The sequence below is a fragment of the Chryseobacterium sp. B21-037 genome (assembly GCF_028570785.1).
Lineage (GTDB): Bacteria > Bacteroidota > Bacteroidia > Flavobacteriales > Weeksellaceae > Chryseobacterium > Chryseobacterium proteolyticum.
In genome coordinates, this window is the sequence record NZ_JALGCB010000001.1 from 3,664,568 (window position 1) to 3,684,804 (window position 20,237).

24 protein-coding genes are annotated in these 20,237 nt (G+C 35.7%); 10 read left to right on the plus strand and 14 right to left on the minus strand.

Annotated features, from left to right (window positions below; genetic code table 11):
• Positions 1–219: 219 nt before the first annotated feature.
• From MTQ00_RS16375 to pepT, 3 genes are all read right to left on the minus strand, one after another.
• Positions 220–459: a hypothetical protein gene (locus MTQ00_RS16375; RefSeq protein ID WP_273650316.1), complete on the minus strand. Its 240-nt coding sequence runs from the start codon at positions 457–459 to the stop codon at positions 220–222.
• Positions 460–625: 166 nt separating this feature from the next.
• Positions 626–1,942: a hypothetical protein gene (locus MTQ00_RS16380; RefSeq protein WP_273650317.1), complete on the minus strand. Its 1,317-nt coding sequence runs from the start codon at positions 1,940–1,942 to the stop codon at positions 626–628.
• A 184-nt stretch (positions 1,943–2,126) separates the two neighbouring features.
• On the minus strand, positions 2,127–3,374 hold the full coding sequence (gene pepT / locus MTQ00_RS16385) for a peptidase T (RefSeq protein WP_273650318.1): 1,248 nt from the start codon (positions 3,372–3,374) through the stop codon (positions 2,127–2,129).
• A 186-nt stretch (positions 3,375–3,560) separates the two neighbouring features.
• Between pepT and MTQ00_RS16390 the strand changes: the two genes are divergently transcribed.
• Together MTQ00_RS16390 and MTQ00_RS16395 are read left to right on the plus strand one after the other, a co-directional pair.
• Entirely contained in the window at positions 3,561–4,409 is an 849-nt protein-coding gene (locus MTQ00_RS16390; RefSeq protein WP_273651070.1) for a hydroxymethylglutaryl-CoA lyase, read from the plus strand.
• A 92-nt stretch (positions 4,410–4,501) separates the two neighbouring features.
• On the plus strand, positions 4,502–5,338 hold the full coding sequence (locus tag MTQ00_RS16395) for a sulfurtransferase (protein ID WP_273650319.1): 837 nt from the start codon (positions 4,502–4,504) through the stop codon (positions 5,336–5,338).
• A gap of 53 nt (positions 5,339–5,391) precedes the next feature.
• On the opposite strand, the gene MTQ00_RS16400 is transcribed toward MTQ00_RS16395, so the two are convergent.
• Genes MTQ00_RS16400 through MTQ00_RS16420 form a run of 5 tightly spaced genes read right to left on the minus strand, consistent with a single transcriptional unit; the run spans position 5,392 to position 8,264 of the window.
• A complete protein-coding gene (locus tag MTQ00_RS16400; protein ID WP_089028448.1) occupies positions 5,392–5,718 on the minus strand; it encodes an SUF system Fe-S cluster assembly protein in 327 nt (108 codons plus the stop codon).
• A gap of 3 nt (positions 5,719–5,721) precedes the next feature.
• The gene (locus MTQ00_RS16405; RefSeq protein ID WP_273650320.1) at positions 5,722–6,426 is read right to left on the minus strand and encodes a 3'-5' exonuclease; all 705 of its coding nucleotides are present in this window, start codon (positions 6,424–6,426) and stop codon (positions 5,722–5,724) included.
• Positions 6,427–6,440: 14 nt separating this feature from the next.
• Complete coding sequence (locus MTQ00_RS16410; protein WP_273650321.1) at positions 6,441–6,788, minus strand: tRNA-binding protein; 348 nt, start codon at positions 6,786–6,788, stop codon at positions 6,441–6,443.
• The gene (locus MTQ00_RS16415) at positions 6,785–7,294 is read right to left on the minus strand and encodes a hypothetical protein (RefSeq protein ID WP_273650322.1); all 510 of its coding nucleotides are present in this window, start codon (positions 7,292–7,294) and stop codon (positions 6,785–6,787) included. Before MTQ00_RS16415 ends, MTQ00_RS16410 begins: the two co-directional genes overlap by 4 nt.
• Before the next feature lie 40 nt (positions 7,295–7,334).
• Positions 7,335–8,264, minus strand: a complete 930-nt coding sequence (locus tag MTQ00_RS16420) for an NADP-dependent oxidoreductase (RefSeq protein WP_273650323.1) — start codon at positions 8,262–8,264, stop codon at positions 7,335–7,337.
• Between the two features lie 280 nt (positions 8,265–8,544).
• On the opposite strand from MTQ00_RS16420, the gene MTQ00_RS16425 reads away from it, so the two are divergent.
• The 6 genes from MTQ00_RS16425 (at position 8,545) to MTQ00_RS16450 (ending at position 14,491) form a co-directional block, all read left to right on the plus strand.
• Positions 8,545–9,120, plus strand: a complete 576-nt coding sequence (locus tag MTQ00_RS16425; protein ID WP_273650324.1) for a DUF4840 domain-containing protein — start codon at positions 8,545–8,547, stop codon at positions 9,118–9,120.
• Positions 9,121–9,229: 109 nt separating this feature from the next.
• Positions 9,230–9,796 (plus strand): RNA polymerase sigma factor, encoded by a 567-nt coding sequence (locus tag MTQ00_RS16430; protein WP_273650325.1) that lies wholly within the window; start codon positions 9,230–9,232, stop codon positions 9,794–9,796.
• On the plus strand, positions 9,789–11,186 hold the full coding sequence (locus MTQ00_RS16435; RefSeq protein ID WP_273650326.1) for an outer membrane beta-barrel protein: 1,398 nt from the start codon (positions 9,789–9,791) through the stop codon (positions 11,184–11,186). Before MTQ00_RS16430 ends, MTQ00_RS16435 begins: the two co-directional genes overlap by 8 nt.
• A 44-nt stretch (positions 11,187–11,230) precedes the next feature.
• Positions 11,231–12,205 carry a T9SS type A sorting domain-containing protein gene (locus MTQ00_RS16440; protein WP_273650327.1) on the plus strand — a complete coding sequence of 325 codons (975 nt, stop codon included), beginning with the start codon at positions 11,231–11,233 and terminating at the stop codon, positions 12,203–12,205.
• Between the two features lie 182 nt (positions 12,206–12,387).
• Positions 12,388–12,858 (plus strand): YbaK/EbsC family protein, encoded by a 471-nt coding sequence (locus MTQ00_RS16445; protein ID WP_273650328.1) that lies wholly within the window; start codon positions 12,388–12,390, stop codon positions 12,856–12,858.
• Between the two features lie 97 nt (positions 12,859–12,955).
• Positions 12,956–14,491, plus strand: coding sequence for a YifB family Mg chelatase-like AAA ATPase (locus tag MTQ00_RS16450; RefSeq protein ID WP_273650329.1), 1,536 nt, complete (start codon positions 12,956–12,958; stop codon positions 14,489–14,491).
• A gap of 80 nt (positions 14,492–14,571) precedes the next feature.
• Here the strand turns inward: MTQ00_RS16450 and MTQ00_RS16455 are convergent, their stop codons facing one another.
• The gene (locus tag MTQ00_RS16455) at positions 14,572–15,045 is read right to left on the minus strand and encodes a DUF6876 family protein (RefSeq protein WP_273650330.1); all 474 of its coding nucleotides are present in this window, start codon (positions 15,043–15,045) and stop codon (positions 14,572–14,574) included.
• Positions 15,046–15,123: 78 nt separating this feature from the next.
• Between MTQ00_RS16455 and MTQ00_RS16460 the strand changes: the two genes are divergently transcribed.
• The gene (locus MTQ00_RS16460; protein ID WP_273650331.1) at positions 15,124–15,615 is read left to right on the plus strand and encodes a hypothetical protein; all 492 of its coding nucleotides are present in this window, start codon (positions 15,124–15,126) and stop codon (positions 15,613–15,615) included.
• Between the two features lies 1 nt (position 15,616).
• Here MTQ00_RS16460 and MTQ00_RS16465 read toward each other — a convergent pair whose 3' ends face one another.
• The 4 genes from MTQ00_RS16465 to MTQ00_RS16480 form a co-directional block, all read right to left on the minus strand.
• A complete protein-coding gene (locus MTQ00_RS16465) occupies positions 15,617–15,874 on the minus strand; it encodes a hypothetical protein (RefSeq protein WP_172281918.1) in 258 nt (85 codons plus the stop codon).
• Positions 15,867–16,400, minus strand: coding sequence for a hypothetical protein (locus MTQ00_RS16470; protein ID WP_273650332.1), 534 nt, complete (start codon positions 16,398–16,400; stop codon positions 15,867–15,869). Before MTQ00_RS16470 ends, MTQ00_RS16465 begins: the two co-directional genes overlap by 8 nt.
• Positions 16,339–16,596, minus strand: coding sequence for a hypothetical protein (locus MTQ00_RS16475; protein ID WP_273650333.1), 258 nt, complete (start codon positions 16,594–16,596; stop codon positions 16,339–16,341). Before MTQ00_RS16475 ends, MTQ00_RS16470 begins: the two co-directional genes overlap by 62 nt.
• Positions 16,597–17,035: 439 nt before the next feature.
• Positions 17,036–19,240 (minus strand): S46 family peptidase, encoded by a 2,205-nt coding sequence (locus tag MTQ00_RS16480; RefSeq protein WP_273650334.1) that lies wholly within the window; start codon positions 19,238–19,240, stop codon positions 17,036–17,038.
• A gap of 85 nt (positions 19,241–19,325) precedes the next feature.
• Between MTQ00_RS16480 and MTQ00_RS16485 the strand changes: the two genes are divergently transcribed.
• The gene (locus MTQ00_RS16485; RefSeq protein ID WP_273650335.1) at positions 19,326–19,760 is read left to right on the plus strand and encodes an META domain-containing protein; all 435 of its coding nucleotides are present in this window, start codon (positions 19,326–19,328) and stop codon (positions 19,758–19,760) included.
• Between the two features lie 65 nt (positions 19,761–19,825).
• Here the strand turns inward: MTQ00_RS16485 and MTQ00_RS16490 are convergent, their stop codons facing one another.
• Positions 19,826–20,236, minus strand: a complete 411-nt coding sequence (locus MTQ00_RS16490) for a hypothetical protein (protein WP_273650336.1) — start codon at positions 20,234–20,236, stop codon at positions 19,826–19,828.
• Between the last annotated feature and the right edge of the window lies 1 nt (position 20,237).

Below are 20,237 nucleotides of genomic sequence, written 5' to 3' on the forward strand. Positions count from 1 at the left end.
TTGAATTATATGCTTGTTTCTACTTAAAGGAATAAAAATTTATGGTAATAAATAGGACTAACCAGGCGCAAACCAGCTATCGCTAGTGAGTGCAGGATGAGTTTTCTAAAACGAAGAGCACTTGTGTTTTGATAAAGGGCTTTATGTAAATTAGTTTCCTCTCAATGATCTGATGAGTAGGCAAAAAAAATCGGAAAAGTAATTTTCCGATTGATATTATTAAAATGGTTCTTCTTCACAAATCATCCCTTGGGGACAGCCGCTTCCGGGATTTCCACCACTACCGGGACTGCCGATACTTACACAGGTTCCCGGGTTACCATCGTCCTGCATTTCACATGCCTTACCATAAGTGCATTCACAATCTGTCCAACAATATGCGGAGTCTCCGCTGCTGTGGCAGCCATTTCCTCCGCTACCCAGAATTGTTAGCAAATCTTTTCTAAATAGTTTTTTCATAATGTAATTTGATTTTTTGTAGTAATAAATATATTAAAAAAACACCTTCACTTTAAAATATAATTATTTATAAGTAAAATACTTACAGGCTAAATGATGTTGTTATGCTCCAAAAGCAAGAAACCACAACAATTGTCGTGGCTTCTCTTTTATTTAAGTGATAATATTAAAATTCGATCTCTTTGTGATATAGAGGATATTCTCTTTGGAAAAGGGGAATGGTTCCTTCATATCTTAGTGGGAAGACTCCAAATCCATAAAACATGTCTGCCTGGATTTTTGCCTTTAGGTCAATAATCCCCTTCCTTTGTGGTATAAGCTGTACACCTAAGGCAGCAATAGTTGAGGCTCTGCCCCTTAGTCCTGAATTGGCAATAGGTACTGTTAGAAATTGTAAGCCAACAGCGCCTTTTGCTTCCAGACCTATTTCCGCAGATAACGTGCCTTCCAGAGAAGTGATGCTGAAATCAGATCTTTTTTCCAAGCTGATGTTTAGAGCCGGGTTTTTTGAAACCAGGAAATTAGCTGTCCCTCCTACATCAAGAAGGTTTACTTTTGCTTTGCCGGTCGCCCCGATTCCAAGAAAAGGACCTGCAGATATTGTAGGACTCAGTACAAGCCCGGTCGGACCTAATACGATAGGTACAATTGGAATGCTTACAAAATCTGTAGTACTTACAGTGTAACCTACTGATGCTTGAATATCCGCAGTGGACTGTAAAACAATATCATCCATGATAAAGTTTACAGAAAAGTTGGTCAGATGTCCCCATGAAAATGTAATATTGTAATCAATTTTAGGAGTTACTCCACCTTTTACGTTTACGCTTGAAGCTAATCCTACCGGACCAACTTGTTGATTAATAGGAAAAGTCCTGTTAAAGTTGAAACGATTAAAAGTAACCAGTTTCTGATCACTTAGACTTTTAGCTTCTATATTGATGATTTTATTATTTAATTCCTGGGAAATAAAGCCTTCAACCGGAACATAATTTACCATCCTCCCATTAACACTGATGGGAGCTTTGCCTGAGGGGTCGTAAATTCCACTCAACGTTCCACTATATATAAATTCTTCAAGTTTAGCGCTTGATGTCTGCACAAAATACTGATTATTTGTTTTAGTTACAGATTGTACTTTAGAAAGGATCGTCTTTACCTGATCTCCTTCTATTTTTGTTCCAACTAAAACACTCCCGGCCTGAATGTCATCAGTTTGATCGGTTGCTTTATTAAAGGTAATATTCTGATTATCCAGTTTGGAAATTGCTGATACGGATTCATCATCAAGAATAATGACATTTTTTTGTAAAGTAAGATTTCCCAAAGTTTTGAAGCCACCGGATTCTGTTTGAGGTACTACCGGGTCCTCGTTCAAATTGTCCTGTGAACACGAAGTTAGAATTACTGCTGTGAATATAGAAAGAATTATAAGGTTAAAAAATCTTCTATAAGTTCTGAAATTGTTAAAGTTGTTTTTCATAAGCGAAAGATTTTTAGTTCTTCCAAGTTACAGATTAATTTTATTTAATCACTATGAAGAGAAGTAGAAAATAAAAAAACCGTTATGCATATAATAATTTGTTAATGAGATGATTGTATGTGAAAAAGAAAAAGCCTCCGTTCCAACAGAGGCTTATTATTTAATATTTAAATCAAATGCTTTATTACTTCTTTACAATATTGATTATAACTTCAGTAGCTTTTTCCATGCTTTCTAATGCAACATATTCATAAGGGCCATGAAAATTGATTCCACCAGCGAAGATATTTGGACAAGGAAGTCCCATATAAGATAATTGTGCCCCATCTGTACCTCCTCTGATCGCTTTTATCTTAGGCTCAATATCAGCTTCCCTCATTGCTTTGGCTGCAAGATCAATGATATGCATTTTTCCTTCGAACTGCTGTTTCATGTTACGATACTGTTCCTTAATCTCAATTTCTGCAGTCCCTTCACCGTGTTTTTCATTAAATGCTGCAACTTTTTGCTCAATGAATTTTTTTCGTGCTTCAAATTTTTCATCATCATGATCACGGATTATATATTGAAGCTTGGCTTCAGAAATATCAGCAGTAATATCCATCAGGTGATAAAACCCGTCAAATCCTTTAGTTGTAGATGGTGTTTCGTTCGCTGGAAGAGATTGTGCAAACTCAGCAGCTAAAAGACTCGCATTGATCATTTTTCCATATGCATAACCAGGGTGTACGCTTAATCCATGGATTTTTACAACAGCTCCGGCAGCGTTAAAATTTTCATATTCTAGCTCCCCAACTTCACCTCCGTCCATTGTATAAGCCCATTCTGCTCCGAATTTTGCTACATCAAACTTGTGAGCACCTCTTCCGATCTCTTCATCAGGTGTAAAACCAATCGCAATTCTTCCGTGTTTGATCTCAGGGTGAGCGATAAGATATTCAGCAGCTGTAACAATTTCTGCACATCCGGCTTTGTCATCAGCTCCGAGAAGGGTATTCCCATCTGTTGTGATCAAAGTTTGCCCAATATATTTTTTTAAACTTTCAAATTTTGAAGAGGAAAGAGTGAATCCGGTTGCCTTATTAAGAAGGAGGTCTCCACCATCATAGTTATCCCAAACCTGAGGATTTACATTTTCACCACTGAAGTCGGGTGAAGTATCATAATGTGAAATAAATCCAATGGTAGGTTGGTCATTATTCTCAAGATTAGATGGAACATAACCCATAATATAACCATTGTCATCAATAGAAACATTCTCCAGACCGATTGTTTTTAATTCCTCAACAATATAATTAGCGATGTCCCATTGCTGCGGAGTAGAAGGAGTTGCTTCACTCTCTGCATCACTTGTTGAATATATTTTTACATAGTTAAGAAAACGATTCAATAACTTCTCTCTCCATAATTGGTTGAATTCTATAGTACTCATTATCCGGTATAAATTTTAACAAAGTTAGCAAATTTGATGCTCAGAATACATTATTTGCGGCTGAATATCAGTTATTGAAATTTTGAATCATATATAAATAATTGAAAATCAAAATTATGTTAGCTTTGTATTGATCGTAGATAAACTTGTTAAGTTTTATTATATTTGAGAAAATCTAAAGTGAAAATGTTTCTTACCGAATGTCCTAGGGATGCCATGCAAGGCTGGGGGGAATTTATTCCCACAAATAAAAAAATTGATTACATCAACTCTCTGATGGAAGTGGGATTTGATGTGTTGGATAGCCTCAGTTTTGTCTCTCCAAAAGCTATCCCGCAAATGGCTGACTCTGATGAGGTTGCTGAAAATATAGACAAATCTTTATCAAATACGAAGATTTCTGCCATTATAGGAAATTACAGAGGAGCTGAAAAAGCACTAAAGCATCAGGCTGTAGATATTCTGGGGTTTCCTTTTTCAATATCTGAAACTTTTCAACACAGGAATACTAACAAAAATCAGGAAGAAGCTTTTAATGAGATCATTAAAATGCAGGAGCTTGTAAAATCAGAGAATAAGGAACTGAATATTTACTTTTCCATGGCTTTCGGAAATCCATACGGAGAAATGTGGAAGTTGGAAGATGTAGAGTTTTGGGCTCAAAGATTTTCGGAGATCGGAATTGAAAATATTTTGTTGTCCGATACAACAGGCGTTGCAACTCCCGAAAAAATTGCCCTTTTATTCGAAAAAATACCCGCAAAACATCCTGAAATTAATTTTGGAGGACATTTTCATAACCGATATGAAGATTCTTATTCCAAATTAAAGGCGGCTTATGACCAGGGGTGCAAAAGGTTTGATAGTGCTATTAAAGGAATTGGAGGATGTCCTATGGCGGAAGATGATCTGGTAGGTAATATGCCTACCGAGCAGGTAATTAACTTTATGAGTGTAGAGAAAATAGACCATAATCTTAATCTTTTAAACTTCGAGAGCTCATATAATAAAGCAAAAGATATTTTTCATTTTTAAAATATAAAATCAATCAGTAGGCGGGCTTTAGCCCGTTTTTGAATTATTATATCATTCGGCTTTAGCCAGAACCTAATTAACAAAAGAATTGTATGTCCCCGATTATTTCAGCTTCACAATTAAGAAATTTAGAAACTCAAAATCTAATCATCCTTGATGCACGAGTAGGTAAAGATATATACCAGAGTTATTTGGAAAAGCATATTAAGGGAGCGCGATTCATCAATCTAGATACAGATCTTGCTGAAATCGGAGAAGATGCAGCTTTTGGAGGAAGGCATCCTTTACCCGGGATTGAAGAATTTGGTAGAACATTGGCAGCCTTGGGGATTTCTGAAGATAGCCATGTGATTATCTACGATGATAAAAATGGTGCCAATGCGGCTGCACGAGCATGGTGGATGTTGCGTTCTTTTGGACTTAAAGAGGTTCAGGTTTTAGATGGTGGGTTTCAGGCGGCTGAAAGAGAAGGTGTGGAATGTGCATCAGGAGAGGAGGTTTATGAAAAAACTGCACCTATGCAAAATCAAAGATGGCTTCTGCCAACATTAAGCCTGGAAGATGTTGAAAATGAATTAATAAACAACTCTTCAACAGTAATTGATGTACGGGATGCTTACCGTTATAAAGGAGATTCTGAACCGATTGATCTGATAGCGGGGCATATTCCCGGAGCGATTAATATTCCTTTTTCAGAAAATCTTGATGAAAACGGGAATTTCCTTAAACCAGAAGTCTTAAAAGAAAAATATTCAAAATTATTAAAGGACAAATCTCAAAACCTGATCATTCATTGTGGTTCAGGAGTAACGGCATGTCATACTATATTAGCTTTGGACTATGCCGGCTTACCAATCCCTGATCTTTATGTAGGTTCATGGAGCGAATGGAGCAGAAGAGAAGGAAAAAAAATAGCAACAGAGACTTAAAAATAAAACCGCAGGAATTATTCCTGCGGTTTTTTTATTTTCTATTCTGATTTTTAGAGCATTCCTAATTCGAATTTGGCTTCCTCACTCATCATATCTTTATTCCAGCTTGGCTCAAAAGTAAGTTCTAAATCAACACTGTTTACTCCTTCTACACTTTGAACCTTATCCTTTACCTCTTGTGGTAATGTTTCTGCAACCGGGCAGTTTGGAGTTGTAAGAGTCATGATGATCTTAACATCGCCATCCTCAGAAATCTGTACATCATATACAAGTCCCAATTCATAAATATCCACAGGGATTTCAGGATCGTATACGGACTTAAGTACTCTTATAATTTCTTCTCCTATATCAGCAATTTGATCGTCTGTAAATTTCATTTTTTAATCTTGATTGATATTTCTTTTCAACAAATCTTCCTGCCGCATGCGGCGAAAAACATTTGCCAAAGTTAAGACATCTTTTTCACAATAGTCAACTATTCTTTGCAAGTCTTTCTCTATGTAGTAGATTGATGAAACCATTGAGCCATCTATATCATCTTTGGGCGTTGGAATTCCAAAAACATGCGCTAGCAATTCAAGGGAAATAAACGTTTTATAATCTCCGAATTTCCAAAGGTCCATCGTATCGATATGAGGAATTTCCCAAGGTTTTTTTCCGAACATCTGAAAAGGAACCGGAGGTTGCATTCCATTGATCAGAAAACGGCGTGCAATCCAGGGAAAATCAAACTCTTTTCCATTGTGTGCACATAAAATTACATCCCGTAGCCTTGGACTGTTGAATATTTCTCCGAACTCTGTAAGGAGCTTTTTTTCATCATGATGAGCAAAGCTTTTTATCTTTAAAGTGTCATTCTTTTCTACCATTCCTATGGTAATGCAGATGATTTTCCCAAATTCTGCCATTATTCCTGCTCTTTCAGAATAAAATTCTTCGGCAGAAATATCATCTTTCCGTTGAAATCTGGTTTTTTTATCCCAAAGCTTCTGGTCTGTTTCGGATAAGTCGTCCCATGATCCTGCATTCGGAACTGTTTCAATATCAAGGAATAATATCTTTTCTAAAGGAATGTGTTGTATCATAAGTATTTTATATTTTATCCCACCTGCATTCCATTTTTTACAGGTAGCGAAGGTGCTAAAAGAGTAACATCACTTTTGTTCTCACCATACAATCCTAAAACAAGGCATTCACTAAAAAAGTTGGCAATTTGTTTTTTCGGAAAGTTCACAACAGCTAAAATTTGTTTTCCAATTAGGTCTTCTTTTTGATATAATGCTGTGATCTGAGCTGAAGATTTTTTAATACCGAGCGGGCCAAAATCAATTTCCAACTGGTAGGAAGGATTCCTTGCCTTTTCAAAATCATTAACGGAAATAATAGTTCCGCATCGTATATCTATTTTCTCAAAATCTGCCCAGGAGATATCTGGTTTTATTATCATGATATTTGGTTTATTAATTGTTCAACTTCTAATTTCTGCCCTGCATATTTTTGCTGTAATTGAGAATTTTCTCCCATTCTTCTGTAGTATTCCAAAGCTTTATTTCCAAAAAACTTTTTATGAAAATCCGAAACTTCAGGAATTTGTGGAAAAATCCGATGAAAAAGCATTTCCGAATATGCCTGAAATTCCCTTTCATTTTTATCTTCAATAAATTGACCAGGAACTTTCTGCCTTACATGAAGCATTTCATGAGCCAGCATATTCAGAACAAGACTCAAATCAAAATCGAATATGTTTCTGGGGATCATTACCTTTTGAGGGTGACCCAATTGTCCTTCAGCAGTCAATAACATGGAATTAGGGGAAAGTTCCTCCCGGAATCCAAAGCCGGCAAAGTTCTCATGCTCCAGGTTAAAAGTGCGGATCAGATAATTGGCCGCATCTAATATCTGATCATGTTCCTTATATGCCTCAAGATGTAAACTAACCTGTTCAAGGTTCATTCAGATGATGTTTTTAACAAATATATTAAAATAATAAAAACTATATTCTAACTACAATCTTTCCTTTTGTACGATGGGTCTCAATTTCTCTGTGCGCCTCTGCTATTTCGTTCATTGGCAAGATTTCTCCAACAAAAATCTTTAATAATCCTTTTTCGATCAGTTCTGATAGTTTTATCAGGCTTTCCCTTTTAAAAGTAAGCATGGTCCACATCAGATTGATATTGCGTTTTTGTGCCAGTTCAATTGCTTTAGGATCATCTTTAGTATAGGAAGGTAAACAAACGACTTTTCCTCCGGGCTTTACACAATTGATTGATCCGTACAATACTTCTCCACCCATAGTATCAAGGGCAGCATCAAGATCGGATAAGATTTCCTCAAATCTTTGATTTTTATAGTCAATAGGCTGATCCACACCAAGCTCTTTAATGAACTCAATATTTTTACCGGAGGCTGTACCACTCACTGAAGCACCGGCTATTTTAGCCAATTGAACGGCAAAATGACCAACTCCTCCCGCTGCGGACTGAACCAGAATGTGTTCGCCAGACTGAACTTTTAAATGATCATGAATAGCCTGATAAGCGGTGAGACCAGCTAAAGGAGCAGCTGCTGCTTCTTCAAAAGTGATATTTTCAGGCTTTTTTACGAATACTTCCGGACTGACGGCAATATATTCGGCATAAGTTTGAGTAGCTAATCCAAAAACAGCATCTCCGACCTCAACGTTCTGAACATTCTTTCCCACTTCCTCAACAATCCCACTGAAATCTTTTCCTAAAATGGCAGGAAACTTAAGCGTTTTCGATGAAATATGTGAGCCTGCTCTGATTTTTGTTTCTACAGGGTTAATTCCTATGGCTTTTACTTTTATTAAAACCTGATCAGAAGTAATTACCGGTTTTTCTATCTCTGCGATTTTAAGTTGGTCGGCCGTTCCAAATTCATTGATTATAATGGCTTTCATATTATTTTTTTATGATAATCTAATGTATGGATTTTATTGGTTTTTTAAAAAGCATTGCAGGATATTTTAGATATGCAAAGGGGTAATTATTTCGAAGCCTGAATTTACTGGTTTATTATTAAAATATTGATATTGTGATTTTTTTTAACTGATAATCAGTTGCTTACTTTTGCGTTTTCATTTTTATTTTAAAAGTTGTGCAAGATTTTAAGAAAAGAGGGTTTATATAAGTGAGTACTCAAAATAAATAAAATAGTGTTTAATGCAACAAATTTAAAAAATGAAGAAATTTATAGTACTTAAAGCTTTTATGGCTGTGTTGATTGGTTTTATGGGACTTAGCTTAATTTCATGTAACAATGACGGACCAGATATTCCACCAGTAAAATTACAAGATGTTATTGGAAATTATAAAGGAAGGCTAATAACAAGTCAGGGAAACAATAAAGCTGAGGCGGTAGTAAGTTTTGCTGTGAAGAAAGACACCATAAAGTTCGCAGACCTTCCCGTAAAAGAAATTGTGAAAGCCGTAGTAAAAGACCCTGCAAAAACTGAAGCTGCTCTTACGGCAATGGGAAAAGTAAAATATAACCTTAATTATACAGCTGTGGTAAATGCAAATTATAATGCAGTGGAATTAACTTTTACTCCTAAGACTTTAGAGCTCAATATTCCAATGGATGGAGCGGTGAAAAAAACAATTGTGACATTTACAGCGAAAGAAAAAGGATTTTATGTTGGCCAGAACTATGCAATGAAATTTGGTTTGGTCGCAGAAAAAATTACGGTAGACGGAACAGTGCTGACACCGTATGAAATGATTAAATATGATTTTCCATATTGTATAAAAAATTAAGTAATAGTTAGATGCAAAATTAAAATAGGTTGCGCTTTGCAATGTTGCAACCTATTTTTGCATTAAGATTTATCAATCATTAAAACGAGGCGTCAGGGAAACATAATCAATGGAGGCAAATAAGGAGCAGATTTTAGTTAATCGTCTTCTCTTAAAAGAAGAAGCTGCATGGAAGGAGCTTTTCGGAGCATATTCCGGGAATCTTTCTTATGTGTGCTCTCGCTATATCATTGATAAGGATGACGTCCGTGACGTACTACAGAATAGTTTTATCAAAATGTTCCGCTCAATAGATTCATTTGAATATCGGGGAAGCGGATCCCTTAAAGCCTGGATTACCCGTATTGTGGTCAATGAATCACTAAAACATATTAGACAACATTCAGATTTTAAAGTAACGATGAACGATTCTGATATTCCGGATAAAACGGACGATGAGGAACCGGAAATAGAAGAGATGCCACAGGAGGCTATGATGGAAATGATCCGTTCACTTCCGGAAGGCTATAGGACTGTTTTTAATCTCTATGTATTTGAAAATAAAAGCCATAAACAGATTGCGGAATTGTTGGGGATAGCAGAAAATTCTTCGGCTTCGCAATTTCACAGAGCTAAAGCTATGCTTGTTCAGAAAGTTAAAGAATATAAAATGTTAATAAAAGCGCAATATGAGTAATCAATGGTTAAACGATCTGCGCAGGAAGATGGAAGATCACGAAGGTGATGTTCCGGATGGATTATGGGATAACATCAAAGATGAATTATTCGATAAAGATGAGGATAAAAATATTGTTGGGCTTTTTACTGAAGCAAATAAAGCGATCGATAGTGAAGACTCAGATTCAAATAAAAAAAGAGGGGCATTCATTTATCGTATTGCCAGTATAGCCGCTGCGATTGCATTATTTTTTATTGTGGGCAAACAACTATGGGAGGTAAACCATAATGTTAAACCCAAAATTGGCAAGTCAGAAGATAAGAGTTCTGCTGAAAGTAATTCTCACACGCCAGATAATCGCATTTCCTCATTTAACGAAAAAGGAGAGTCCGATGTTCTAAAGGAATTTGGGCAGAAGAAAGATCGTACCCCGGAACAGGATATTTTTTCAACGAATGTATATGCATATGGGAATAGGAGAGGTGTAAGAAATGTCCAGTATAGGTCAGTAAAGGAAGAAACGGATTTGTTGGCTGGCCTGCACACACAATATGCTCCTGTAATTCAAAATCAGATTCCCAGGATTCGTGAAATGAAGAATCTTTTACCTATTAATAGAGAAGAGGAGATTAACAAACTTATTTCTGAAACGGATTTAGGGGTACAGGACAAATCATTAGCAAATACATTAAAAGAAAAAAAACAGAAGAACAAAAAGTCATGGATGCTAAGTTTACTGACTGGTAAAGCCTCATCTAACTCACAACAATTTCCGGGATATGCTACAATCAGCGGAGGTCCGTTAACTCTTGATCAGGTATGGAGTGCATCTGCTTTTTCTGAAGATCCATTTGTAAAAGTTCTTGTGGCTAACCAGAGTCAAAATGTAGAAGCAACGGTAAGGCATAAAGTTCCTCTGAATCTTGGCGTTTCTCTTTATTATAATCTGGGTAAAAAGTGGGGTATAGGGACTGGTTTAAACTATACTAAACTATCTTCTGAACTTCATTCCGGAAGCCAGTCGAACTTTGTAAAAAGTGAGCAGACAATACATTATTTGGGCATTCCTGTTCAGGTTAACTACAACGTTATCCAGAAAGGGAATTTTACGGGTTATGTTACCGCAGGAGCACTTGCTGAAAAATCCGTTGGAGGAAGCTTTAAGACACAATATATTGTTGATAATGAAGTGAATGGAGAAACAAAAGAAAAGCTTGGAAACCAGCCGGTACAGGTTTCATTAAATACAGCTTTAGGGCTGCAGCTAAAACTTGTTGACAAAATAGGCATATATGCAGAGCCCGGTATAGGCTATCATTTTAAAAACGATGGTGCTTTGAATACAATCTATAAAGAGAAGCCATTGAATTTTAATGTCAAATTCGGAATAAGAGTATTACTTGATTGATTTGTGAGGACCGAAAAATAACAACCAAAATTAAATTAATATCTATGAAAACAAAACTAATTTTTTTATCACTGTTTTTACTTTTAAATCTCTTAAAAGTAAGTGCGCAGTGTTCATTTACACCTACCATTACCAGTCCTAGATTAGGAGCTCAATTTCCCAATAAAGTCGTGTTTTGCAACACGGAATCAGAAGTACTTTCAACACAAACTTATGGTAGTTATCAATGGTACAAACAGGCGTGGACATGGCAGTCCCCCAATACTAATCCTTGGGTTCCTATTTCTGGGGCTACCTCCCAGACTCTGACGATTAATGGTTCAAGTGATATGCTTTATTATTTTAAAGTAGAAGCTACACTTAATGATTGTACAGCACAAAGCGCAGAAATTATGGCTGATGGATATGCCTATGCACTTCCGGCTATGATGACGACACTAACTCCGGGAACTTACGAAAATATAGGTCCGGGAGAATATAATGTATGTAATGGTGCATCGGTACAATTTGATGATATTTTTCCGGTTGTGTATGGAGTTCATACATGGTACAAATGTGCACCGAGCAATATACCACCGGTTTCAGGAGATGGGTGCATCATTTCTGGAGCTACCGGAGATACTTATGTAGCGACAGAATCAGGTGAGTATGGCTTCTATGCATGTACGGCTTATTGTCCTGATCAATGTGAATTCCTGGGATTACAATCTTTTGTAAAGCTAAACTTTGGAAACTGGAACTTTTGTAATCTTGGAACCGGAGAAGTTGATCCTAAAAAAGGGAATGAAATGAGTATTTATCCAAATCCTGCGACTCAGCTTATCTTCATTGGGAAAGATTCGGATAAAGTTTATAAAGAAGTTTCTATAATTGATGCATCAGGAAGACTTGTTTTACAAAAAAAGAACCATACCTATAATCAGCCTATCGATGTAAGCGGTCTTGCTACAGGCAATTATATTATTGTTTCCAAAGATTCTAAAGATAAAATGTACAAAAATAAGTTCATTAAAAAGTAAAATATGAGTGCCCCTTTATAACTCATGTTAGTTTTTTCAATAATTGTGGAGTCGGTGCAGAATTTATTCTGCACCGGTTTTTTTATCCGGAAACAGAACCAATATAGCGTAATGAGTCCTTCTTTTTTGTAAGAAATGAATTATATTTAACAAGATATAATTAGCATTTGTTTGATCATACAATGGGAATAGAAAAAGCAAAACTTCACTTGAAAAAATGGAATAAGGATTCCGAAGTGATAATATTTGATACCTCCAGTGCCACGGTGGAGCTGGCTGCAGCAGCATTGAACATTAGTGGAAATAAAATAGCAAAATCTATTTCATTGTACGATGAGAATAACGATGTTATTTTAATTGTAGCCGCAGGGTACCGGAAGATCGATAATAGAAAGTTTAAAGATGAATTTGGATTAAAGGCAAAGATGCTTGCTTTTGAAGATGTGGAACCTTTGGTAGGACATCCTGTTGGTGGTGTTTGCCCCTTTGGTGTTAATTCGCAAGTTTCAGTTTTTTTAGACATTTCGCTTAAAGAGTTTGAGTTTGTGTATCCGGCTTGTGGAAGTGCTAACTCAGCTATAAAACTTTCTATTTCTGAATTAGAGGTTTTATCGGGTTTCAAAAAATGGGTTGATGTTACGAAAGGCGGTTGAAAACGACAAAGGAAATACATAAATTCTTGCCAGAGTTTTTAATGATGAATATTTCATTCATTTATAAAAAATGATATATTTACATTAAAACACACTTATGCTGATCAAAATTTATGGAAGCGCAATTCATGGAGTTGCGGCACGAACGATTACTATTGAAGTTAATATTGATACAGGTGGCGTTGGCTATCATTTAGTTGGTCTCCCCGACAATGCAATCAAAGAAAGCAGCTATAGGATTTCTGCAGCATTAAGAAATGTCGGTTTCAAAATTCCCGGTAAAAAAATTACAATTAATATGGCTCCCGCAGATCTTCGGAAAGAAGGTTCCGCATATGACTTAAGTATTGCGATAGGGATTTTAGCTGCATCAGACCAAATTCTTGCTGAAAATATCCACAACTATATCATTATGGGAGAACTTTCATTGGATGGGAGCTTACAGCCGATTAAAGGAATTTTACCCATTGCAATCCAGGCGAAGGAGGAGGGATTTAAGGGGATTATTTTACCCATGCAAAATACCAGAGAAGCTGCTGTGGTGGAAGGAATTGATGTTTATGGAGTCAGTAATATCAAAGAGGTGATTGATTTTTTTAATAAAGGAATACCCATTGAAAAGGTTGTTTTGGATATAAAAAAAGAATTCCAGGAAAAAGTAAATCAGTTTCCTTTTGATTTTTCAGAAGTAAAAGGGCAGGAAACGGCAAAGAGGGCAATGGAAGTTGCCGCAGCAGGAGGGCATAATATAATTTTGATAGGTCCACCCGGAAGCGGAAAGACAATGCTGGCAAAAAGAGTTCCCAGTATTTTACCTCCATTAACCTTAAAGGAGGCTTTGGAAACAACAAAAATACATTCCGTTGCCGGGAAAATAGGTGCTGAAACTTCTTTAATGACCATTCGTCCTTTCAGATCACCTCATCATACGATATCGGATGTAGCCTTGGTCGGTGGGGGAAGCTATCCACAGCCAGGAGAGATATCCCTCGCACATAATGGTGTTTTATTCCTTGATGAAATGCCTGAGTTCAAAAGAACAGTGCTTGAAGTGATGCGACAGCCCTTAGAAGATCGTGAGGTTACCATTTCAAGGGCAAAGTTTACAGTAAACTATCCCTCGAGCTTTATGCTTATTGCATCGATGAATCCAAGTCCTAGCGGATACTTCCCGGATGATCCTAATAATACTTCATCCCTTGCGGAAATGCAACGTTATATGAATAAATTATCAGGCCCTCTTTTAGATCGTATTGATATCCACATAGAAATCCAAAAAGTTGAATTTGAGCAATTAACTGAAAAGAGAAAGGGTGAAAAAAGTGAAACGATCAGAGCAAGGGTACTGAAAGCCAGAGAAATCCAACAGGCCAGATATCAAGATTTAGAAATTAGTTACAATGCGCAAATGGGCTCGCGACAAATTGAGCAATTTTGTGCTTTAGATGAGGTTTCATTTGCTCTGATAAAACAAGCGATGGACAAGCTGGGTCTGTCCGCAAGAGCGTATGACAGAATTCTGAAGGTTGCACGGACAATTGCAGATCTTGATGAATCTGAAAATATTTTCTCACATCATATTTCTGAAGCCATACAATACAGAAGTTTGGATCGGGAGTTTTGGAATGTTTGATGTGGACTTATATGGGGTAAAAGCCTTCATCATTTTTTTATATTGTAAATGCATCATACTGATATGCAAAATCTGTATGTTTAGTAAATGTTCTCTTCAATCGGTAAACAGAATAATTTATCTTTTTTTATTACAATAAGATCATCAAAATAAAAACTTGCCTCAATATTCTTAATCTCGGCTAATTTTTGACCTTCTTTATTTTTGCATGTAAGTGTAAAGGAATGGGGAAGAACTCTTTTTAAGGTCCATATTTGAGTTTCGGAATCGGAATGAGGCTGCTCATCCAGTATAAGATCAAATAGCCACAAACAGTCTTCAAAATTAACCATATCATTAATCCCTTCTGTAAATTGGTATTCCTCCTTATAGTCGTGTAAATCCTGAGCAACTGAATAAACATTATATAACTCATTCGCTGAGTTTCGACGAATATTGTGTTTGTTGTTCATGGTTTTAGTTTTTGTTATGGAAGAAGGTTTAAATTGACGGAAAGATTCAGATGCTTCAAAATGTTTGTAGTAAGCATGTGATGGTTCAACGAAATTTTTCATGTTTTTAGAATTTTATTTTAATTTTGTTTTATATCTTTGCACAAATATAGTCAAAATTTAGACCAAAATAAAATAAAAATGGACAAAATAACAACCATAAAAGAAAGAATCCTATTTTATTTGGAGGAAAAGAGCATTAAAAAGGAGTCTTTTTACAGGGAAACAGGGATGTCTGCTTCTAATTTCAAAGGAGCAGGACTAAAAAGTGACCTTGGTATTGATAAGGTTGTTAAAGTTTTAGAGGTGTATCCGGAGCTGAATGCTCACTTACATTGGCTTATAAAAGGAGAGGGGGTATTGGATTTAAGTAGTTTAGAGAAAGTATATGAGGTTGAAGAACAAGAATTACAACCTGATCATATGTTGAAGAGTAAAGATTTTAATGAAGATATAGGTGACCTATTAGCTAATATTTATGCCCAATACAATACACAGGATAAAAGCTTGCTGTTCATCCAGAACCAGATATCGAAACTGGAAAAGAAACTGGAAGCCTCTATCGCTAAGCAAAGCAAATATTTGGAAAGAATTTTAGCTCAGGTTGAGGAAAAAGAATCAAGATCAAAGTAAGCTAGTTCTTGTTTACGATGATTTTTTCAGATCCTGATAATAATGTTTTAGTTCGGGTATTAAGAATAAGGTAGCCTAGTTCGTTAGTAAAGACTTCCAAATCCTGCATGGTACCAATAAATCCATTATTGATCTCTTTTTTTACCAATCGCATTTTCTCAAGATATTGCTCTTCGGACAAAATTTCCGCAATGTAGTCCTCCCAAAGTTTATCACTAAGAGCAACAAGAATTTTTAAACTTTCTCTGTGATTACTCATTTTTTGTGATATCGTTACGTTTGTATAATATGGAAGAAAACCTTTCTAAGGTACTATTGTTAAATTTATCAATAACATTTATTTCTCTATAGTAGTTGTCTAATCGATAGATAAGATAAACAATTATAGCAATAATGGCGATAATCGCTATATCAGCATATCCGGAAATTATATTCTTATTGAAAAATATAAACTTAATATAGGTCGCTAAGTGAAAATATCCGGAAACAAAAACCACATAGAAGGTATATCTATGAGCTTTGAATAATCCTCCTAATGCAAGGAGGATTATGCACGATGGGATTGATAGAAAATAGATTGCTGAATCTAAATCCAAACGCCTTTCGCCGGCATTATTTGCCAGCTGGACATTAACATCAATAAAATAACCCACAATATTATTCAGAAAAGGTAAGATCGCCGAAATCAACACGAATGCAGACATCGTAATCTGAATAATCAGCTTACTTAGGCCTATCCGGCTTTGTCGGGTCGATTGTGTCGGCGGTACTGTTGCTTGTTCCATCTTTTGAATCTGGCTCATTTGGTTTTTCTACTGGTTTTGTTACGGTATCGCTAACGATTTTTACATTTTTTGCCGCTTTTAAATCTGCTTTTGTGCCTTCCGATTGTAAAGCGGGAGCGTCTTCATTACTTCTGTCATCACATGCTACCAAAAGAGTCAGCAATGCGATCCCGGATAAAATTAATTTTAAGTTCATAACAATATATTTTTTTTAACAACTTAAAGATAAGTCTTAAAACTTAAATTTAGCTTAAAAAAAATAGACTAATTCTTTTCATTGTGTAATAATAATAAAATTTTCTGTTATAAAAACCTTATATCACTGCGTAATGAAATCAAAAATAGTAAATAAATATTTACATTTTGCTATTTTTTAATAAAATTTTCATTTTAAAATAAATTAACTGTTTTTATTTTTCTTAAATAATCTTTTTTTAGCAATGCATATTATTGCTGAAAATTTAACTCCGTCATCTTATTTGTAACGATCTCGTATTGTCTTTATTCTATAAAACGGCGTAAAAATCACAAAATTTTATGGTGCAGAGGGGTAACTCAATCACGTATTTATTTCATTAAACGGTATAAAAAAAGCCGTGAGAGAATCTCACGGCTTTTAAAATTTAAAAAAAAGATTATTTATTCTTTTTGGTAGATTTTACATGTTCAGCTTTTGCAGGACGGGTTTTAGTATCAGCTGGTGTGTTTTCACTTCTAACCAGCTTCAACTCGTCAATTAATCTTCTTGCACCAGCATATTTATCGATAGTCCAAAGAACAAAACGTACATCAACGTTGATTGTTTTTTGCCATTCTTGTTCAAAAACAATATCACCACTTAAAGCTTCACTGTTTCCATCAAATGCGATCCCTATAAGGTTACCGTCACCATCGATTACCGGAGACCCGGAGTTTCCACCTGTAATATCATTATTAGAAAGGAAATTAACTGGCATATAACCGGCAGCATCAGCATATTGACCGAAGTCCTTCATGTTGTAAAGATCGATTACTCTTTGAGGAAGATCAAATTCTTCATCTCCTTTTTTGTATTTTCCTACCAAACCGGTCATGTCAGTATAATAGTTATCTGTAACACCAAAGTAGTTTCTGTCTGTTCTGATAGGTAATTTATCAACAGTTCCGTATGTTAATCTCATAGTAGAGTTAGCGTCCGGATAAAACTTTTTCTCCGGCATGGATTTCATTAAACCAGCTAAGAATATACGGTTGTTTTTAGCAAAATTATCATCAATCTTAGAGAATTTTTCAGAAGATAACCTTTGATCTGTAGTGACCCCGTTAGCTATTTTTAAAAGTGGATCAGCGTCTAGCTTTAAACGATCCGGATTTAAAATAAAGTTGGTTACAGAGGTTTTATTAGCAAAAATAGATGAATAAGCAACGTTCGAAAGATTTTTAGAATCTAATGCCATAATAGTTGGAGATGCTACATCTTTATCTACTCTTGACTGATAAAGACCAACCATTGAATTAAGCATTTCTCCTTCTAACTTAGTATTAAAGTTTTCATAAGCAGCTTTTACCGCAGCTTCTACTTTTGGTTTCATTGCTAATCTTCCTGCCATATCTTGTTCAGCATATGACTTAAGTACAGAGCCTACCTGAGAAGCAAGGCTGATGTATTTAGCATTTCTATAGAGCTGGGTGGCATAATTTCTTTCAACATTTCTATTAGAAACTTGTTTATAATAGATTGAGATATCATCTAAAACTCCGTCATATTCTATATTTGCCGGTTGTAAAGCCCATTGCTTGAAATTAGCTTCAGTTTTCTGCTTATCGGTAATTGTCCCGTTTTTGATAACAGCATCGATAGTTCCTTGTCTATTTTTCCAATAATTTGCTACTGATGCGTATTGAGAAGCATAATTAAGCTGAGTTGCCTTGTCTTTATCCATGTACTTCTTCATCACATCCATTGCTAATTTAGAAGCTTCTACCCAAGCTGGATAATCTTTGTTTACCATCTGCTGTATACCGTAAGAAGTTAAATAACGGTTTGTTCTGCCTGGGTAACCAAGGATCATAGAGAAATCTCCAGGCTTAATTCCTTTAAGAGAAACCGGTAGGAAATGTTTAGGCTTTAAAGGGGTATTGCTTGGAGAGTACTCAGCAGGGTTTCCTGCTGCATCAGCATACACTCTGAAAACCGTAAAATCTGCTGTGTGTCTAGGCCATTCCCAGTTATCAGTATCACCTCCAAATTTACCTAATGATGAAGGAGGTGCACCTACCAATCTTATATCTTTATAATCCTGATAAACGAAATAATAAAACTCGTTTCCATTGAAGAAATCTTTTACTACTACTGTATACTTCCCGTTTTCAGAATTCTCAGCCTGAATAGCTTTAGTTTCAGCATCAATTACAGCTTTTCTTTCTTCGCCAGTCATTTTGTTGTTTAGCTTAGCATTGATTCTTTGTGAAGCATCATCCATTCTTACTAAGAATCTAACATATAGGTCTTTAGCGTTGAATTCGTCTTTTTGCTTCATGGCCCAGAATCCATTCTTCAGATAATCTTTTTCCGGAGTAGAAGCTGCTGCAACAGCACCATAACCACAGTGGTGGTTTGTGAAAATCAGTCCTTTATCAGAAACAATTTCACCGGTACAGAAGCCTCCAAAACTTACAATAGCATCTTTTAAACTAGAATTGTTTACGGAATAAATTTCTTCTGGAGTTAAATGCAAACCTTCTTTTTGCATATCAACACCATTTAATCTTTTAATGAGCATTAGCAGCCACATACCTTCATCCGCTCTCATCTGGGCAAAGCCCAATAAAAAAGTGAATAGTAGAAATAGTCTTTTCATTTTATAAAATAATTTTGTGTCGCTAATTTACTAATTTTTACGATATTCCGGCCGTGATTGGTATGAAAATGGAAGGATAGGCTGCATGAAAAAAATATTTATAAGTCTATTAGGAGTTTTGGTTTTAGGAATGATGATTAATTGTTCATCAGTTCCGGGTAAAAACCCATCAGTTCAAAGAGAATGGATGCTTATATCTTTTGGGAAATTTGATAAAGAAGAAATGGTTAAAAGCCGCGCGGGAATTAATCTTACAGGAGCAATGGAAGGAGAAAAGATTCGTGGAGGGGCATTCATGGGGTGTAATAAAATGTTTTTTACCGGAGAGTTCAGAAAAAATGGGAAAATGAAGATTTCCGGAGTTGGAAGTACAATGATGGCTTGTCAGAATATGAAACTTGAGCGAGCGTTTGTTAATAGCTTTGAAAGGATTACGCGGTATTCAGTGGAGGGTCATTTTCTTTCTTTGTATGATGATAAAGGGATAGTGATGAAGTTTGTTGCCTCAGATTGGGATTAACAGTAATTTTTTTGAAAAATGTACAGATAAAATAAGTCCGCTAAGTAGCGGACTTATTTCGGTTATTAGTTTCTAGGAATAGTTTTTTTTATTTCTTCAAGTGTTGCCGTATTAGAAAGTCCCGTAACGGTTATTTTCTTATTAATAGGTTGACTTGCTTTACGTGAACGCCGATTAGGAATTGTTGCTAAGACCTCATCAAAACTAGCTGTATTGGGAAGTAATTTTCCTGAATTGTCCGATGTGTTTTTAGGTTTTAGATTTTGTTTTTTAACTTCAAGTCCATAATCTGATACCAGCCCGCTGTGTGGAGGATTGTTTTTATTATACTGCTCATAATCTTTAATGAGCTTAGCTTCCTGTTCCTTTGCATTTTTTAAAATAACGGCCTGATCCTGCGGCTCAGAAGTTTTATTTTCCTGGGCATACATACTTAGTCCTGATAATAGTAATGCGATGGTATATAATGATTTCATA

What these genes read in the sequence shown, in the direction of transcription:
- MTQ00_RS16375 (WP_273650316.1), bottom strand. Translation starts at nt 459, where the DNA reads ATGAAAAAACTATTTAGAAAAGATTTGCTAACAATTCTGGGTAGCGGA.
- MTQ00_RS16380 (WP_273650317.1), bottom strand. Translation starts at nt 1,942, where the DNA reads ATGAAAAACAACTTTAACAATTTCAGAACTTATAGAAGATTTTTTAAC.
- pepT (WP_273650318.1), bottom strand. Translation starts at nt 3,374, where the DNA reads ATGAGTACTATAGAATTCAACCAATTATGGAGAGAGAAGTTATTGAAT.
- MTQ00_RS16390 (WP_273651070.1), top strand. Translation starts at nt 3,561, where the DNA reads ATGTTTCTTACCGAATGTCCTAGGGATGCCATGCAAGGCTGGGGGGAA.
- MTQ00_RS16395 (WP_273650319.1), top strand. Translation starts at nt 4,502, where the DNA reads ATGTCCCCGATTATTTCAGCTTCACAATTAAGAAATTTAGAAACTCAA.
- MTQ00_RS16400 (WP_089028448.1), bottom strand. Translation starts at nt 5,718, where the DNA reads ATGAAATTTACAGACGATCAAATTGCTGATATAGGAGAAGAAATTATA.
- MTQ00_RS16405 (WP_273650320.1), bottom strand. Translation starts at nt 6,426, where the DNA reads ATGATACAACACATTCCTTTAGAAAAGATATTATTCCTTGATATTGAA.
- MTQ00_RS16410 (WP_273650321.1), bottom strand. Translation starts at nt 6,788, where the DNA reads ATGATAATAAAACCAGATATCTCCTGGGCAGATTTTGAGAAAATAGAT.
- MTQ00_RS16415 (WP_273650322.1), bottom strand. Translation starts at nt 7,294, where the DNA reads ATGAACCTTGAACAGGTTAGTTTACATCTTGAGGCATATAAGGAACAT.
- MTQ00_RS16420 (WP_273650323.1), bottom strand. Translation starts at nt 8,264, where the DNA reads ATGAAAGCCATTATAATCAATGAATTTGGAACGGCCGACCAACTTAAA.
- MTQ00_RS16425 (WP_273650324.1), top strand. Translation starts at nt 8,545, where the DNA reads ATGAAGAAATTTATAGTACTTAAAGCTTTTATGGCTGTGTTGATTGGT.
- MTQ00_RS16430 (WP_273650325.1), top strand. Translation starts at nt 9,230, where the DNA reads ATGGAGGCAAATAAGGAGCAGATTTTAGTTAATCGTCTTCTCTTAAAA.
- MTQ00_RS16435 (WP_273650326.1), top strand. Translation starts at nt 9,789, where the DNA reads ATGAGTAATCAATGGTTAAACGATCTGCGCAGGAAGATGGAAGATCAC.
- MTQ00_RS16440 (WP_273650327.1), top strand. Translation starts at nt 11,231, where the DNA reads ATGAAAACAAAACTAATTTTTTTATCACTGTTTTTACTTTTAAATCTC.
- MTQ00_RS16445 (WP_273650328.1), top strand. Translation starts at nt 12,388, where the DNA reads ATGGGAATAGAAAAAGCAAAACTTCACTTGAAAAAATGGAATAAGGAT.
- MTQ00_RS16450 (WP_273650329.1), top strand. Translation starts at nt 12,956, where the DNA reads ATGCTGATCAAAATTTATGGAAGCGCAATTCATGGAGTTGCGGCACGA.
- MTQ00_RS16455 (WP_273650330.1), bottom strand. Translation starts at nt 15,045, where the DNA reads ATGAAAAATTTCGTTGAACCATCACATGCTTACTACAAACATTTTGAA.
- MTQ00_RS16460 (WP_273650331.1), top strand. Translation starts at nt 15,124, where the DNA reads ATGGACAAAATAACAACCATAAAAGAAAGAATCCTATTTTATTTGGAG.
- MTQ00_RS16465 (WP_172281918.1), bottom strand. Translation starts at nt 15,874, where the DNA reads ATGAGTAATCACAGAGAAAGTTTAAAAATTCTTGTTGCTCTTAGTGAT.
- MTQ00_RS16470 (WP_273650332.1), bottom strand. Translation starts at nt 16,400, where the DNA reads ATGGAACAAGCAACAGTACCGCCGACACAATCGACCCGACAAAGCCGG.
- MTQ00_RS16475 (WP_273650333.1), bottom strand. Translation starts at nt 16,596, where the DNA reads ATGAACTTAAAATTAATTTTATCCGGGATCGCATTGCTGACTCTTTTG.
- MTQ00_RS16480 (WP_273650334.1), bottom strand. Translation starts at nt 19,240, where the DNA reads ATGAAAAGACTATTTCTACTATTCACTTTTTTATTGGGCTTTGCCCAG.
- MTQ00_RS16485 (WP_273650335.1), top strand. Translation starts at nt 19,326, where the DNA reads ATGAAAAAAATATTTATAAGTCTATTAGGAGTTTTGGTTTTAGGAATG.
- MTQ00_RS16490 (WP_273650336.1), bottom strand. Translation starts at nt 20,236, where the DNA reads ATGAAATCATTATATACCATCGCATTACTATTATCAGGACTAAGTATG.